The sequence below is a fragment of the Labrenzia sp. THAF82 genome (assembly GCF_009363435.1).
Classification (GTDB): Bacteria; Pseudomonadota; Alphaproteobacteria; order Rhizobiales; family Stappiaceae; genus Roseibium; species Roseibium porphyridii.
Genome location: NZ_CP045354.1, coordinates 4,188,838 through 4,204,774 on the forward strand (window position 1 = coordinate 4,188,838; position 15,937 = coordinate 4,204,774).

The 15,937-nt window shown below is 55.0% G+C and carries 15 protein-coding genes; 7 read left to right on the forward strand and 8 right to left on the reverse strand.

From position 1 onward, the window contains the following. Positions 1 to 22 precede the first annotated feature (22 nt). From FIV00_RS19250 to FIV00_RS19260, 3 genes are read right to left on the reverse strand one after another with little or no spacing between them, the layout of a single operon-like run. Positions 23 to 430 (reverse strand): Fur family transcriptional regulator, encoded by a 408-nt coding sequence (locus tag FIV00_RS19250; protein WP_152502273.1) that lies wholly within the window; start codon positions 428 to 430, stop codon positions 23 to 25. After that, positions 427 to 1,305, reverse strand: a complete 879-nt coding sequence (locus FIV00_RS19255; protein ID WP_371419539.1) for a metal ABC transporter permease — start codon at positions 1,303 to 1,305, stop codon at positions 427 to 429. Before FIV00_RS19255 ends, FIV00_RS19250 begins: the two co-directional genes overlap by 4 nt. Further along, positions 1,244 to 2,089, reverse strand: coding sequence for a metal ABC transporter ATP-binding protein (locus FIV00_RS19260; protein WP_152502275.1), 846 nt, complete (start codon positions 2,087 to 2,089; stop codon positions 1,244 to 1,246). Before FIV00_RS19260 ends, FIV00_RS19255 begins: the two co-directional genes overlap by 62 nt. A 171-nt stretch (positions 2,090 to 2,260) precedes the next feature. Between FIV00_RS19260 and FIV00_RS19265 the strand changes: the two genes are divergently transcribed. Together FIV00_RS19265 and pcaF are read left to right on the forward strand one after the other, a co-directional pair. Further along, positions 2,261 to 3,661, forward strand: a complete 1,401-nt coding sequence (locus FIV00_RS19265) for a mannose-1-phosphate guanylyltransferase/mannose-6-phosphate isomerase (RefSeq protein WP_152502276.1) — start codon at positions 2,261 to 2,263, stop codon at positions 3,659 to 3,661. A 125-nt stretch (positions 3,662 to 3,786) separates the two neighbouring features. Next, entirely contained in the window at positions 3,787 to 4,992 is a 1,206-nt protein-coding gene (pcaF, locus tag FIV00_RS19270) for a 3-oxoadipyl-CoA thiolase (RefSeq protein WP_152502277.1), read from the forward strand. Here the strand turns inward: pcaF and FIV00_RS19275 are convergent. Beyond that, a complete protein-coding gene (locus tag FIV00_RS19275) occupies positions 4,900 to 5,376 on the reverse strand; it encodes a hypothetical protein (RefSeq protein ID WP_152502278.1) in 477 nt (158 codons plus the stop codon). The genes pcaF and FIV00_RS19275 overlap by 93 nt on opposite strands. A 310-nt stretch (positions 5,377 to 5,686) precedes the next feature. Here FIV00_RS19275 and FIV00_RS29855 point away from each other — a divergent pair, with 310 nt between their 5' ends. Further along, positions 5,687 to 5,836, forward strand: a complete 150-nt coding sequence (locus FIV00_RS29855; protein WP_173006059.1) for a hypothetical protein — start codon at positions 5,687 to 5,689, stop codon at positions 5,834 to 5,836. Positions 5,837 to 5,871: 35 nt separating this feature from the next. On the opposite strand, the gene FIV00_RS19280 is transcribed toward FIV00_RS29855, so the two are convergent. After that, a complete protein-coding gene (locus FIV00_RS19280; RefSeq protein WP_152502279.1) occupies positions 5,872 to 6,240 on the reverse strand; it encodes a hypothetical protein in 369 nt (122 codons plus the stop codon). 305 nt (positions 6,241 to 6,545) lie between these two features. Between FIV00_RS19280 and FIV00_RS19285 the strand changes: the two genes are divergently transcribed. The 4 genes from FIV00_RS19285 to FIV00_RS19300 all read left to right on the forward strand — a co-directional run bounded on the left by FIV00_RS19285 (position 6,546) and on the right by FIV00_RS19300 (position 13,263). Continuing rightward, on the forward strand, positions 6,546 to 7,097 hold the full coding sequence (locus FIV00_RS19285; protein ID WP_152502280.1) for a PadR family transcriptional regulator: 552 nt from the start codon (positions 6,546 to 6,548) through the stop codon (positions 7,095 to 7,097). A gap of 22 nt (positions 7,098 to 7,119) precedes the next feature. Next, complete coding sequence (locus tag FIV00_RS19290) at positions 7,120 to 8,223, forward strand: efflux RND transporter periplasmic adaptor subunit (protein WP_152502281.1); 1,104 nt, start codon at positions 7,120 to 7,122, stop codon at positions 8,221 to 8,223. Further along, positions 8,220 to 12,185, forward strand: a complete 3,966-nt coding sequence (locus FIV00_RS30330) for an efflux RND transporter permease subunit (protein ID WP_152502282.1) — start codon at positions 8,220 to 8,222, stop codon at positions 12,183 to 12,185. Before FIV00_RS19290 ends, FIV00_RS30330 begins: the two co-directional genes overlap by 4 nt. A 127-nt stretch (positions 12,186 to 12,312) precedes the next feature. Then, positions 12,313 to 13,263, forward strand: coding sequence for a bifunctional helix-turn-helix transcriptional regulator/GNAT family N-acetyltransferase (locus FIV00_RS19300; RefSeq protein ID WP_152502283.1), 951 nt, complete (start codon positions 12,313 to 12,315; stop codon positions 13,261 to 13,263). A 129-nt stretch (positions 13,264 to 13,392) separates the two neighbouring features. Here FIV00_RS19300 and FIV00_RS19305 read toward each other — a convergent pair whose 3' ends face one another. From FIV00_RS19305 to FIV00_RS19315, 3 genes are all read right to left on the reverse strand, one after another. Beyond that, positions 13,393 to 14,142 (reverse strand): SDR family oxidoreductase, encoded by a 750-nt coding sequence (locus FIV00_RS19305; RefSeq protein WP_152502284.1) that lies wholly within the window; start codon positions 14,140 to 14,142, stop codon positions 13,393 to 13,395. 100 nt (positions 14,143 to 14,242) lie between these two features. Then, positions 14,243 to 15,028, reverse strand: a complete 786-nt coding sequence (locus tag FIV00_RS19310) for a phosphatidylcholine/phosphatidylserine synthase (protein WP_152504334.1) — start codon at positions 15,026 to 15,028, stop codon at positions 14,243 to 14,245. A 95-nt stretch (positions 15,029 to 15,123) separates the two neighbouring features. After that, a complete protein-coding gene (locus FIV00_RS19315; RefSeq protein ID WP_152502285.1) occupies positions 15,124 to 15,828 on the reverse strand; it encodes a phosphatidylserine decarboxylase in 705 nt (234 codons plus the stop codon). Positions 15,829 to 15,937 lie beyond the last annotated feature (109 nt).

The following is a 15,937-nucleotide window of genomic DNA, read 5'->3' on the forward strand; positions in this document are numbered from 1 at the left end:
GGTTGAAAACCAAAGATGCGGTTCAATTGTTTGAAGCGCATCCTTTGCAGGTGCCGCGCAGTTCAATCGTGGTTCGAGACAATTGGAACCCCTGCTGCTCCGTCCAGGTGCGCAGCAGGTCCATTGCTTTTTCCGGTGTAAATTCAGACACATCACCACAGTTTTCGCAAATAGCGAACGCTGCAGCCCCGTGGGCCGCGCATCCTGTATGAGCACAGGCCACAAATGCGTTGAGGCTTTCCAGCCTGTGTACCATGCCGTATTCGACCAGCTTGTCCAGCGCTCTGTAAACCTGAAGCGGTGCGCGGAACCCGTCGCCGCGCAGCTGATCCAGAATGGCATAAGCTGTTAACGGACCGCCTGCGTCCGATAGAGATCCAAAGACTAGTGCCTGGTTCTTGGTCAAGTCAGGATGCGTTTCAGCACTCACGGCCGGTCTCCACTTCTATTTGTTCTCATCCACCTAACAAGAAGCCCGCCAGGAACAAGGCTTAGTGTAAACAGGACCACTGCTGCCACGACGATCGAAGGGCCGGAAGGTGTGTCATAATTAAGGGAGGCATAAAGCCCCCCCACAACCGATGCGCTTCCGATAATGGCCGCAAGTGCCGCCATTTGCTCCGGCGACGTAGAGAGCCTGCGCGCTGCTGCCGCAGGAATGATCAACAGCGCCGTAATCAGCAACGCTCCGATGATCTTGAGAGAAATAGCGATAACGATTGCAGTCAGGATCATGAAGATCAATTCCGTACGCTCGGGCCGCAGCCCCTCACCGGCAGCAAGATCCGGGCTTACGGTCGCAGCAAATAGTTGCCTCCAGATAAGTGCCAGAACCAAGAGCACAATGCCGCCCCCTGCATAGATCAGTGCAATGTCGATGCGTGTAACAGCCAGAATATCGCCAAACAGCAATCCAAGCAGATCGACCCTGACCCAGGTCATGAATGCTAGGCAAACCAGTCCGAGTGCCAAGGCTGAATGTGAGAGCAAACCCAGCAGGGCGTCCGATGAAAAGGTGTCGTTTCGGCGCAATAATACCAGGAGCGTTGCGATCACAACAGAAACCGCCCCCACCGCAAGTGTTGTGTTGATATTGAGCAACAACGACAGGGCCACACCCAGAAGAGCTGCATGTGAGAGCGTATCGCCAAAATAGGCCATCCGGCGCCAGACTATGAAACAGCCAAGCGGGCCAGCAACAAGGGCGACACCTATTCCGGCCACAAGCGCTCTTGTGAAAAAATCATCGAGCATTTTGATGCTCCAACTGCACTTCAGCACCATCGCTGCCATGATCGTGTTCATGATGCTCACCCAGACAGTCAGAGCAAAGTGAGCCGTCGTCGTGCTGCACCTTGCCGTCTGGCAGATGCACGTGATCATGATGATGTTCGTAGACGGCCAGCGCCGTTCCAGACCGCGCCCCGAAGAGGGCCTGGTAATTGACATTCTGACTGACATCGGAAGGCGTTCCGCGGCAACAGACATGCCCGTTCAGACAAATGACCTGGTCTGCCGCCGCCATAACCACATGGAGATCGTGCGAGATCATCAAGATGCCGCACCCCAGTGCGCTTCGGATTTCGGATATCAGATCATAGATTGCAATTTCGCCGACATAGTCGACGCCTTGTACGGGTTCATCGAGAACAAGCAGACCGGGCGCCCGGGCGATGGCGCGGGCCAGCATAACTCGTTGCAACTCCCCGCCTGACAATGAGCGCATCTCTGCATTGATGAGCCGTTTCGCTCCAGTTTTTTCAAGAGCTTCATCGCATTCTGCGTCAGTTAAAGGGTTCGTCAGGCGCAGAAAACGGCGAACGCTCAATGGCAACGTCCAGTCAATTGAAAGCTTCTGCGGAACATACCCTACCGTAAGCCCGCGGTTTCGCACTGCGCTGCCTTCGCTCGGCTTCATAATGCCAAGCGCCATTTTGGCAGTCGTTGACTTGCCTGACCCGTTTGGCCCGATCAGGGTCACGATCTCGCCTGGCTCAACAGACAGATCAACACCCCTTACCAGCCAATCAGTGCCCTTCCGAATCCCCGCACGGTCTAGCCTCACAAGACTGGTTGCTGATTTTGTCATGTTTTGAAGGCCAGTTCATCTCAATAGGTGCATCGCCCTCGGGCGTTACTTTATAACACAATTACCCGTCAACCCCATTGCTTGCAACTTCAACCTCCGCTGTTTAACAATCCAGTCAAATTGATGATTTGCCGTGATTAGCCAAGGCATGGCCAGCTTCAGGATCAACCGATGATTTATCCATGCATTCTATCAGGAGGCGTTGGAACGCGCCTTTGGCCCTTGTCACGCAAGGACAGGCCCAAACAGTTTTTGACCATATTCGATGGTGACAGCCTGTTTCAGAAAACCTGCAAACGAGTTCAGGCGCCCGGCTTTGCAGACCCAATTGTCATCGGGAGCAACAGTCACCGCTTCCTGATCGGAGAACAGCTTGCGGAACTTGGCATTGAAGCCCAGCCCATTCTGCTAGAGCCTGTTGGTCGCAACACAGCCCCCCCTGCCTTAATGGCGGCGATGACTGCGGCGGAAGCCGACCCGGATGCCCTTGTTCTTCTATTGCCATCAGACCACCTGATCCGAAAGGAAGATGACTTTATTGCTGCTGTTCTGAACGCTGGGAGTGCCGCAAGAAACGGTGCAATCGTTACCTTCGGCATTACTCCGACGGAGCCCAATACCGGATACGGTTACATAAAGGTCGCCTCGGGCAATGACCCTGTACGACCAGTGGACGCATTCGTTGAGAAACCCGACCACGCCCGAGCCGAAGAATTCCTGCAGGCCGGCGACTATTTCTGGAACGCGGGTATCTTTCTTTATTCGGCCAAGACGATGATTGATGCGTTCAAGTCGCTGCAGCCAGAGCTTTTTGAAGACGTCAGCGCGGTCATGAAAACACGGCATGCCGACCTTGACTTCACCCGCCTGGACACTGCCACGTTCGAAAAACTCGACAACATTTCGATCGACTACGCGATCATGGAAAAGGCAAGCAATGTCGTTTGCGCTCCTGTTGCACCGGAATGGGATGATCTGGGTTCTTGGTCTGCCATCTGGACTGTTCTGGACAAAGATGCTGATGGCAACTCCGCACTGGGCGACGCAAGGTTTCTCGGTTCCAAGGATTGCCTTGCCTTTGCCGACAAGGGCCTTGTTTCGGTCATCGGCCTTGAAAATGTGATGGTGATTGCAACTGCCGACAGTGTACTTGTTGCACACAAGGACCGGGCTCAAGACGTCAAGGATGTGGTTGAGCAGTTGAAGGCTGAAGGCCGTGAAGAAGCTGAAAAGCACCCTCGCGCTTATAAACCGTGGGGTTATACGGAGCGGATCAACGCGGGAGACAGGTTTTCCGTACAATCAATGCTCATCAAGCCAGGCAAACAACTCAGCCTTCAGAGCCATTTGCACAGAGCAGAGCACTGGGTTGTTGTTTCAGGTACGGTGGAAGTCACAATCAATGGCGATAAAAGACTTTTGACGGAAAACCAGTCTGCCTATGTGCCTCTCGGTGCCCGCCACACGCTCACAAATCCGGGCAAAATTCCGGTGCGCATGATCGAAGTGCAGTCTGGAACGTATCTCAGCGAAGACGACATAATTCGCCACGATCAAACATCACAAACTTGATCATTTTCGAGGAAATTTGTGACGCTTTCTTGCCATCAATGCGGAAATCCGGCAAGACTTGACCCAACCATCGCGCACTTTCCAATCATTGTGCGCCCAGAATGCGCCACTGCGGGAACTTGCCTATGCATCATGTCTATATCTGTGATTTCGTCAGGACACCGATCGGTCGGTTCGGTGGGATGCTGTCCTCAGTGCGGGCCGACAATCTTGGCGCAATCCCGATACAGGCCCTGATGGAAAGAAACTCGGATACTGACTGGACAGAAGTTGACGACGTTTTTTTCGGCTGCGCAAACCAGGCTGGCGAAGACAATCGCAACGTTGCTCGAATGTCGTCGTTGCTTGCAGGCCTGCCGGAGACAGTCCCGGGCATGACGCTGAACAGGCTCTGCGGGTCCGGCATGGACGCGGTCATGACGGCCGCACGGGCCATCAAGGCGGGTGAGATGGATCTTGCGATTGCAGGCGGTGTCGAAAGCATGTCCAGGGCACCTTTTGTGATGCCAAAGGCCGAGAGTGCCTATTCGCGAAACGCCGAAATCTTCGACACGACCATTGGCTGGCGGTTCGTCAATCCGTTGATGAAAAACCAGTACGGTATCGATTCCATGCCGGAAACGGCCGAAAACGTAGCTGAGGACTTCGGGATCTCCCGGCACGACCAGGATGCGTTTGCGCTACGGAGCCAGCAGCGAGCCGAAGCCGCCAAGTTGTCCGGCCGCTTCGCAGAGGAAATCATTCCGGTCATGATCCCCCAGCGCAAAGGCGACCCCATCCTCGTGGACACGGACGAACATCCGCGAGCAGGAACCACGCTTGAGTCGTTGTCGGCTCTCAAAGCGCCCTTTCGTGACGGAGGTACGGTGACCGCCGGAAATGCTTCGGGTGTCAACGACGGGGCTGCGGCCCTTTTGATTGCATCAGAAGCAGCCGTTGCCAAGCACAAACTCACCCCGATTGCGCGCGTTGTCGGTGGTGCAACGGCAGGTGTCCCGCCAAGGATCATGGGGATCGGACCAGCCCCAGCCACCCGCAAACTCTGCGCCCGGCTCGGACTTTCACTGTCGGAGTTTGATGTTATCGAGCTGAATGAGGCATTTGCTGCTCAGGCAATCGCGGTGATGCGAGACCTTGGCCTTCCTGAAGACAGTGATGTATTGAACCCGAATGGCGGCGCTATTGCTCTTGGCCATCCCTTGGGCATGTCGGGCGCAAGGATCATCGGTTCAGCTGCGCTAGAGTTGCGTAAGCGGGGTGGCAAACTGGCGCTCGCCACCATGTGCATCGGCGTCGGTCAGGGAATTGCCCTTTCCCTTGCCTCTGTGTGAGGCCTCCCACCCTAACGGATGAGTGCGCAACAAATATTCTGTCTCGACCACCGGCTCATTGGCTTCGGTCCGCGTTGACGCGCGTTTGCGCTTGAGGTCTGCCTCCACGTTTCCAAGACGGTCCGACAGTCTTTCAAACAGCGTTGTCGGCAGTCTCATCGTGTCGACATATATCGAGACAAATTCGTCTGCGATTTCACTCAAACTGACGGACTTGATCTCGTGATAAGCCCCTTCTGCAACGTCGCTCAATTCAACAGCATCCTCAACCAATGGTCGAATTCCCGCAGTTGTCCGGTCCGTATTTTGAGCCACCCAGAGCGCTGCAAAGACAGATAAGAACGTAAAAACAAATATATGCAGATTTTTGAAGAAATATCGCATTGCAACCCCAAGCACTCATTAACAAATCGTTAACTTACCAGACTCGTAGCTGCCATAGACTTGGGGTGCAACCTGATACATTCAGTTTTAAGTTGTATTTTAACGATCATAGTTAATGGGTGCGAATTGCCGTTCCAAGGGTACGAGGCAGTCATTTTCCACCCCTTGACCGCAAGAACCCAGCCGCGGCCAGGTCAACCGAACAGAGTTTTCCTGACTCAAAATCAGTTCCTGTAAAATTTTACAGGACCTATTACCGGGACCTTAGATGCTGGGCGCTTATAAGACGGTTGAGAATTGGGAGGGCACGATGATCGACAGGACCGGAGAGATGAGGCTTTCATCTGCAGGATTGCTGCTTCTTCTTGCTGCTGCCGCCATGACCCTTTTTGCCGATTTCGGACCCCGTCCTTCAGGCGGTGCACAGGCAGAAAGCTCTTTCTATGGCTTGCATAGATAAGCCTGAACTTGTCAGACTATCAGCCGTGATCGGCATTAATCGCGATCTTTGCGAATGCCTCGCCCCGCTACCGTCACCGGAATGGGATTCAATGGAGCGCTGAAGCGCAAAGCTTTTGGCTTTCCACCTCCGCCTCCTTCTCGTGATTTATCGCCAAGCAACATGATTGCAGATCCCATAACCACCGATACGAGGGTAATTATCAGACCAAATGCGAGCATGATCACTGGAAGGAATGGATCGTCGGCAGCAAGCACAAGTTCACGAAGATTTCCGATGTTTGCAAGAAAGATGCCCCCCAGAACGAGAGCGGCAATACCGAGCCCCGCAGCGCCGTTTATTACAAGCAAACGAAACAGGGGATCTTTGGGCAGCTTTAGGTACCGAGAAAACGGGCCGGTCATACCTGACTCTTTCAAATGACAACGATGACGTCCTAACGTTATGTCGCCACGACTTGTGTCAACAAGGTGTCAATTCCGCCAAGTCGGGCGCATCTGGCTTAATTTCTGCTTTTTCGCTTCAAAAAATTGTGCAGCGCACTCTTGATTAGTTTCGAATTGATATATAACTAGTCGATATATCGAACCAGCATATGATACTTTTTACAGGCTACAAGCAGTCATCCGGAATGTCTTGTCCGTCGTAATGTGGTGGTTCGTCTCACAACCGTCAGACCGGGAGGACGCTTCCGGGTACGGAGAAATCAATGAGTGTGCGCAGCCTTTGTCTTGCGATCCTGTCATTCGGCGATGCCACCGGATATGAAATTCGGAAGGAATCGACCGAGGGGAGGTTCAGCTATTTTGACGATGCGAGTTTCGGATCGATATATCCGGCACTCGCCCGGCTGGAGTCAGATGGCCTCGTGACTGTGCGCGAAGAACCCCAAGCAGGCAAACCGGCCCGGAAAGTGTACTCAATAACCGAGGCAGGCAGAACCGAGTTCATCAATTCTCTATGTGAACCGCAAGCTGCAGACACTTTCAAATCACCGTTTCTCCTCATTGCCTTGAACGCAGCGCAACTGCCTCCAGAGGTCATTCGTCGCGCTTTGGAGCGCCGCAAGGCCCAGGTGCATGAAGAATTGAGACTTTTGACGGAATGCGAAAATGAGGAATGCCGCCATCCCGGTTCTGATTGGACCCGGAACTATGGCATTGCCTGCATGAATGTCACCCTCGCCTACCTGGAAGAGCATGGCGAGGCCTTGATCAAGATAGCTGAAGACAGCGCCGAGCAGCTTGCGGCTGCCGAGTGAGCGAATATCGCGGAGTTTAAGAATGCGTGTGAAGCTTTCATACATCCTTGCAGTCGCATTGGCGGCTGGTATCGGGATCTGGATGTCGAGTGGCTCTGTAGTGGTCGGAGGTGTCGGCGACGGTGAAAACGCCACACCAGCCCCCGCTGAGAGAGTGGCCGCCACTACCGGCGACACGTTCCGTGTTCAGGTCGCGCGGCTGAAAGCTCAAGACCGGCAGGCCGTCCTTGAAGTTCGTGGCCGGACAGAGGCTGAAGCCAAGGTCGCTGTCAGGTCGGCGACGACGGACGATGTTGTCAAGCGGCCGGCACGCGAAGGCGCGCGAGTTTCTGCTGGCGATATCCTATGCGAGCTGGACAGCGGCACACGCGAAGCACGCGTTCTTGAAGCCAAAGCCGCACTCGCACAGGCAGAACTGGACCACAGCGCAGCAACGCAATTGGCAACAAAGGGCTTCACGGCGCAGACCCGGGCTGCTGCGACCCAGGCCCTTCAGGACGCAGCGACCGCAAGATTGAAGGAAGCCAAGCTCGAGCTGGAGCGCACGATCATCCGTTCGCCAATTGATGGTGTTATTGAGAGCCCCATGGCTGAAGTTGGTGCGCAGCTTGAAAGTGGAGGCATCTGTGCCACCGTTGTGAATTCCGACCCGATGATTGCGATTGGCCAGGTTTCGGAGGTCAACATCGGCAAGATTACCGTCGACATGGAAGCCGAAGTGGAATTGGTCACCGGCGAGACAATCAACGGCGTCGTGCGCTACGTCTCTCCGTCTGCCGACCCTGACACCCGGACTTTCCGGATCGAAATCGAGCTTCCCAACAAGGACGGCAAGGCCCGTGACGGTGTCACTGCTGTCAGCCGCCTTCCGCTTCCGGTGGAAAAAGCTCACAAGATTTCACCTGCAATCCTGACCCTAAATGACGATGGGCAGGTCGGTGTGCGTACGGTTGGTGAAGACAACAAAACTGCTTTTTACCCAGTCAAAGTGCTCGGGGGCGAAACTGACGGCCTGTGGGTCGGCGGATTGCCCGGAGACGTTACGGTGATTGTCGTCGGACAGGAATATGTCGGCGATGGTGAAACTGTCGAACCAGTGTTTGAAACTGCGGAGGTCAGCCAGTGATTGACATGCTCGAAGGCGTCCTCCGACGTCCCAAAACGGTTTTCGTGCTCATGGTCGCCCTGCTCGTCGCAGGTGTATTCAGCTATATCAGCATTCCAAAGGAAGACAGTCCGGACATCGATGTTCCGGTGTTCTACGTCTCCATTTCCCAACAGGGCATTTCACCGGAAGACGCGGAGCGCCTGCTCGTCAGGCCCATGGAAACAGAACTCCGCGGCCTTGACGGACTTAAGGAAATCACGGCAATTGCGTCTGAAGGCCATGCCGGTATCGTCCTGGAATTCGACATCTCATTCGACAAGGACGAAGCGCTTGCCGATGTCCGCGACAAGGTCGATGCCGCAAAGGGTGAATTGCCTGCGGATGCTGAAGAGCCGACGATCTCTGAAACAAACTTTGCGCTTATCCCGACGATTACAATCGCCTTGTCCGGAAACGTGCCGGAACGCACGCTGTATCAGCATGCGCGGCGCTTGAAGGATCAAGTCGAGGCAATCGATACGGTTCGCTCCGCCGACTTGAAGGGCCACAGAGAGGAACTCCTTGAGGTCCTGATCGATTCTGAAAAGCTGGAATCCTATTCGGTCACGCAGCAGGAACTCCTGACATCGCTGTCCAACAACAACCAGCTTGTACCTGCCGGGTACATTGACGGTGGCCAGGGACGCTTCAACGTCAAGGTTCCGGGTCTGATCGAAAACTCCCTCGACGTATATTCACTGCCGATCAAGCAGTCCGGAGAAGGCGTTGTTACACTCAGCGATCTTGCCGAGATCCGTCGTACCTTCAAGGACGCGGACTCCTATACCCGAGTTAACGGCAAGCCAGCCATTGCCCTGGATGTAACCAAGCGGATTGGCACCAACATCATCGAGAACAATCTGGCAATCCGGGCTGTTGTCGATGAAGCCACCAAGGATTGGCCCGAAACCATCCAGGTCGACTACATGCTCGACATGTCTTCGAATATCTTCGAAGTGCTGGGCTCATTGCAGTCTTCGATCCTGACAGCGATCTTTCTCGTGATGATCCTTGTTCTGGCTGCTCTCGGCTTGCGATCCGCCCTCCTCGTCGGTCTGGCCATCCCGACCTCCTTCATGGTCGGCTTCCTGATCCTGTCCGGTCTGGGTTACACGGTGAACATCATGGTGATGTTCGGCCTCGTACTAACGGTTGGTATGCTCGTCGATGGCGCGATCGTCATGGTCGAATATGCGGACCGCAAGGTTCACGAAGGCATGGAAGACCGGGAGGCCTATATCCGTGCCGCCAGGCTGATGTTCTGGCCAATCGTTTCCTCGACCGCCACAACCCTGGTGGCCTTCCTACCGATGTTGCTCTGGCCGGGTGTTGCCGGTGAATTCATGAGCTACCTGCCGATCATGGTCATCATCGTTCTGACCGCAGCCCTGCTGACGGCAATGGTGTTCCTACCTGTGACCGGCGGCGTCTTTGCGATTACCACGCATTGGGTCGAGCGGAACGCTGCCATTGTGCTTGCATTCCTGTTCGGCGTCATCTCGGCTGTATCGGCCCTTGCCATGTTCGGTGCCATGATCGGGTCGCCCGATTTTGCCGCGCGAATTGGAGAAGCTCCGCTGGCTGTCCCAGTAGCCGCCCTGTCGTTCATTGTCGTAGGTGTGCTTTCCTTCCTGGTATTGCGCCCCTTCGTTCGTTGGCGCCGGCAGCGCGCTGCGAAGCAGGTTGAGCTTGAAAACGAAAAGCCCTCCAAAAGCTTCCGGCCTGTTACATTCGTCTCTTTGATGTTTGAGATGATGGCTGTTGGTTTTGCGGCGTATTTCGCTTTTTTCCTGGTCACATCAAGACCGGAAATTATCACCGGATCCATCGCAACGGTGTTCACATACCTTTCCGGTCTGGCTCAACCATTTGCAATCTTCTCGCACCCGATTGCCCTTGATGTCGGTTTCTACCTGACGGTTTGCGGTCTGGCAGTTGTTGCCGTCTGGGCGGGTTACAAGACAATCTCCCCGCTTGTTCACTTGCTTGAGTGGGTTTTTGACGGCGTGCGCAAGCGTCTTGGTTTCGGCACCCGCAATGGCGGTGGTCAGAGCGAAAAACCTGCGGAGCTCACGTTCGACGCCACAACAGTCAAGGGGTTCACCGGTCTCTATGTCCGCCATTTGAAGCTCCTGGCAGGCAATCCGATCGGCAACATTTTGACGATTGTGGTCGTTCTTGGAACATGTGGTCTTATCTTCACGTCGTTTTCGTCCAATCCGACTGGGGTCGAGTTCTTCGTTGATGAAGAACCTGATCAGGCTGTTGTCATGGTTTCGGCGCGCGGCAACATGTCTGCTGCCGAGTCGCTGACCATCGTTCAGCAGGTTGAGGCTGAAGTTCTTCAGACAGCCGGTATCCAGAATGTCATCACGTCTGCCTTCCCTCCGGGCGGCGGCAGCGGCCCTCAGTTCATTGGCGGGGTGCAAGACAAGCCTGCTGACGTGATCGGTGAAATGTCGCTGGAACTGGCGAAATATTGCTGTCGGCGCAATGCTGCCGAGATCTTTGAGGAGATCCGTCAGCGTACGGCCTCGATCCCGGGCATTAAAGTAGAAACCCGCAAGATCGAAGGCGGTCCCCCGACCGGCAAGGATCTGCAGCTGGAAGTCAAGTCGACCGATTACGACACAATGGTTGAACAGGTTGCAAGGATCCGGTCCAAACTGGACCAGATGGAAAACCTGCTTGATCAGGAAGACGGTCGCCCCCTGCCCGGCATCGAATGGCAGATCACCATCGACCGCGAACAGGCAGGCCGTTATCAGGCAGGTATCGGCTCTGTCGGCAACATGGTTCAGCTCGTGACCAACGGTGTTCTGATCGGCAATTATCGTCCGACAGATTCAGAAGACGAAGTTGATATTCGTGTTCGATTGCCAGCCGATGAGCGCACGCTTGACCGGTTTGACCAGTTGCGTCTGCAAACCGATCTCGGTTTGGTGCCGATTGCCAACTTCATTGACCGGGCACCGGAACAGAAGGTTTCGGCAATCACACGCCGGGACGGCCTTTATTCCATGATGCTGAAGGCAACCGTCGACCAGACAGCGCTTGTTGCAGAAGGCAAGCCGGTGACGGTTGACGCGAAGGTTCAAGAGCTGAGTGAATGGCTGGATGCACAGACTTTCCCTGACAACGTCTTCCTGCAGTTCCGTGGGGCTGATGAAGATCAGAAGGAGTCTGGTGAGTTCCTGATGAAGGCAATGGTTGCTTCGCTCTTCCTGATGTTCCTCATTTTGCTCACGCAGTTCAATTCGTTCTACCAGACGTTCCTGACGCTCTCGACCGTTGTCATGTCGGTCATGGGTGTTCTGCTGGGCATGATGCTGACGGGGCAGAAATTCTCGATCATCATGACCGGGACGGGAATTGTCGCGCTCGCGGGTATCGTGGTGAACAATGCGATTGTTCTCATAGACACCTATAACCGCTTCAGGCACGACGGGTTTGAACCGCTGGATGCTATCCTGAAGACCTCAAGCCAGCGTCTGCGTCCGATCCTGTTGACGACTGTGACGACGATTGTCGGCCTGATTCCGATGGCAACAGCCGTCAATCTCGACTTCTTTACGCAGACTGTCGCGGTTGGGGGTATTACGGCTATCTGGTGGATTCAGCTCTCGACAGCGGTCATCTCCGGCCTCGCGTTCTCGACGATCCTGACACTGGTCATGATCCCGGTGATGATCGCCTTGCCGAGCACATTTGTCCGCTCCGCCAAAGCCGTCTGGGTCTGGCCTGCGGAAATTATGGCTCGCCGAAGAGCGCGCAAGGAACTTCAGCAAACGGTTGAGGTGGAAACGGAGGCGGATCAGGATGTCGAATGGACAGATCCGCAGCAGGAAAAGGAACGTCCGGCCGCCAAGGTCGTGTCGATGCCCAAACCGGCTCCACCCAAAGTCCCCCCGCAAGAGGAACTGCCGCACGCGGCGGAGTGACCTCCAAGCAAGACGAAAGGCCGCCACTTTGGCGGCCTTTCCTTTGTCGACCGCAAGACCAAAAACTACTTGCTGTTTGCATCCCTTCCAATATAGTTGTTCAATACAACTATATTGGAACTCGCGTATGACACTTGTTTCCCCGTCCGTTGTTCAGTCCGTTCGTGCCGCTTCCCGTCAACTCGTGCGTGAATTCGGTTTCCTGGACAAGGCAATCGCCGGCACTGACCTTTCCGGCTCCGGCGTTCATGCGATCCTAGAGATCGGGCTGAACCCTGGACTCACTGCAAAAGACCTCTCCGCCCGGCTCAAACTTGAAAAATCCACGATCAGCAGGCTTCTCAAGTCTTTGGAGCGACGTGGAGACATTGAACAAACCCGTTCAACATCCGATGGCAGGGCCTTCGGCCTGAGCCTTACTAAGAAGGGCCAGCTTACCTATTCTGAAATTGACCGCTTCGGAAACAATCAAGCGCAAGACGCCCTCTCCCGTCTTAGTGGTGAAAACCCTGAAAATGTCGCAAAGGCCATGTCTTCGTATGCTGAGGCTCTGCAAGGATCCGACGCAGATCGTGAGGCGGTGCAAACAAAATACCCGATTGTCGAGGGATATCAGACTGGAATGATCGGTGACATTGCGGCAATGCACGCTCGGACCCACGGTCCGATAGTCGGAATGGGTGCAACATTCGAAAGCGTAGTTTCAGCGTCTATGGCCGAGTTCATGCCCAGGATCGGCAACCCGCTTAACAACAGCTGGAGCGTGCTCGACGGCAGCGAAGTAATTGGTTCCATCAGCATTGATGGAGAGCATCTTGGAAACAACACCGCACATCTACGCTGGTTCATTTTGTCCGAACGTCTTCGCGGGAAAGGGCTTGGAAAATCTCTCCTGAAATGCGCTCTAGAGCATTGTGATCGTCACGCCTTCGATGAAATACATCTCTGGACACTCAAAGGGCTCGAAGCAGCACGGGCACTCTATGAAACCAACGGCTTCGACCTTGCCGAGGAATATGTGGGTGACCAATGGGGTAAGGCAGTCACCGAGCAAAAGTTCATTCGAAAGCGCCAGTGAGGGACGCTGAACCTTCAGCGTGCGCGGACTGGCAACAGACACGACGGTTTCTCGACATCGCCATTGCGGCTCACCTTGCGGGAACTCAGCACGACCTTGTCATTACCTAATGCCTGTTGCCGAATTCCCTTATGCCTTGGTGATTGAATTGCCGCCATCACACAGCATCGCGGAGCCGGTTACGAAGGAACCGGCATCGGATAAAAGAAACAAAGCTGCGTTGGCAATCTCTTCAGGCTCAGCCATGCGTTTCAGCGCGTGCAAACCGGCGACATAGTCGTGAAATGCCGGATCATCTCCTGCCATTTCGGTGCGTGTTCCGCCAGGCAGAAGCGCGTTTACCCGAATGTTGTCGGGGCCATGCTCAACACTAAGAACCTGCGTCAACCCGACCAGCCCTGCTTTCGATGCCGCATATGCGGCCATGCCCGGCAATCCGATCGTCTGGCCCACAAACGATGAGGTGAAGACAATTGCGCCGCCACCGCGTGCCTTCAAGGCCGGCACCTGATGTTTGGCGAGCAAGAATGCGCTGGTGAGATTTGTGTCCATCACCTGCCGCCAGCTGCCGAGGCTCATTTCCGAAACCGGCCCCATGTCACCAAGCATTCCGGCATTGTTGAAGGCACCGTCCAGACCGCCGAACCTTTCAATGGCCATCGACACCGCCGCTTTCGCGAAATCCGGGTCAGTCACGTCTCCAACCAAAATTTCCACCTTGCGGGCAGCATCAGGTATCGACGCCCTCACTTCTTCCAACATTTCCTTGCGACGTGCCGTCAGAATCAGGTTCGCACCAGAGCCGGCAAACAGGCGTGCCGCGGCAGCGCCAATTCCGCTGCTGGCACCAGTGATGATTATTGATTTTTCATGCAACATTTTCAGCTCCTCAGTTGAACGAGGCGCTTTAAGTGAACCGAATTTTGAGGTGTTGAAACCCGATTTGCGAGATCACATGCCGACAGCTGACCATTGGTCGTCAGCCGCCGTGATCCTTGTCCCGGTCTGCGATATTGTCGAGGTCAGTGTCGCACTCGTCTCCATCGTCATCGAGATGGATCGATGCATCTGCAAGGGCCAGCTTTCTGTGAGCGCGCCAGGAAAACGGGATCGTGAGGAGATAAAGAACTGCCCCACCAGCAAGCATGCGGAATGGATAGCTAACGGTCAGAGCCACGATCAGGACGGCGAAAACGAACAGGGGCAAGACGTAGTCGCGCCGGACGCGCGTGCCGAGCGTTTTACCGGAATAGGTCGGCAACCTGCTGATCAGCAGAAATCCAATGCAGATCGTATATGCGGCGACGAACGCGGCGTCGGCAAACCAATGCGGAAACAGGCCTAGAAAGTCCAGATAAAGAGGCAGAAGAACCGTCAGCGCCCCAGCTGGCGCTGGAACGCCTGTAAAGAAACGCGAGGCCCATGCCGGCTTATCGGGATCGTCAAGCGCGACATTGAACCTTGCCAGCCGCAGCGCGGCTGAAATCGCGAAAATGAGCGCAGAGATCCAACCCAGGTTTCCTGCATCTTTGAGGATCCAAAGATAGAGCATCAGCGCGGGCGTCACACCGAAGTTGACGAAATCGGAAAGTGAATCCAGTTCTGCACCAAAGCGGCTGGTTCCCTTCATCATGCGTGCGACACGCCCGTCCAGCCCGTCAAGAACAGCTGCCACCAGTACGGCCCCGACAGCAAACTCCCAACGGCCTTCAAAAGCCATACGTACCGCTGTCAGCCCGGAACACAGCGCGAGCAGCGTCACCATGTTTGGCACAATCAGCCGCAAAGGAACGCGGCGGAAACGCGGCGCCGAGCGGTTCTGGTCAGTGTCTGTTTCAGGAGCCTCGGTCACATCTGGCCTCAGCTTACTCTGGTCAGCGTTTGTGCGGTTTCCTGGGGAGCATTCAAATCCGCCAGCACCGTTTCACCGGCTATCATTGTCTGCCCAAGTGCCACTTTCGGCTGTGTATCCGCCGGGAAATAAACATCCAGACGAGAGCCAAAGCGGATCAGGCCGAAACGCTCACCCGTGTTGAGCGTTTCCCCTTCGCGCACGAAACACACGATCCGGCGTGCAACAAGTCCTGCAATCTGAACCACGCCAATCCGGGTGCCTCCCGTCTCAATGACAAGCCCGTTTCTCTCATTGTCTTCACTGGCTTTGTCCAGTTCGGCATTCAAGAACTTGCCTGCACGATAGGCCACGCGCGTGATTTTGCCACCGATAGGTGCGCGGTTCACATGGCAATTGAAGACATTCATGAAGATGGAGACGCGCATCAAAGGTTCGTTGCCGAGCTCCAGTTCAGCCGGTGGACGCACCAGGCCAACAAGACTCACGACGCCATCCGCCGGGGATATGACCAATCCTTCACTGACAGGGGTGACCCGCTTCGGATCGCGAAAAAAGTAACAGACCCATCCTGTAAAAAAGAGCCCAATCCAGAACAGCGGATCGATGAACCACCCAACCACCAGAGTTGCGACCAGTGCGATGGCAACGAACGGCCACCCTTCCCGGTGGATCGGGACCATGGACTTGGTAACGCTATCAACAATCGACATTTTTCATCCGCTTCACTGAACAGGCTTTTAGGGGCCCGGCGTTGCCGGTTCTCGTCCCAAATTGAAATGCACCTGTTGCGCTTGTCTTTCCCCGCTTCTAGAGGCTTTT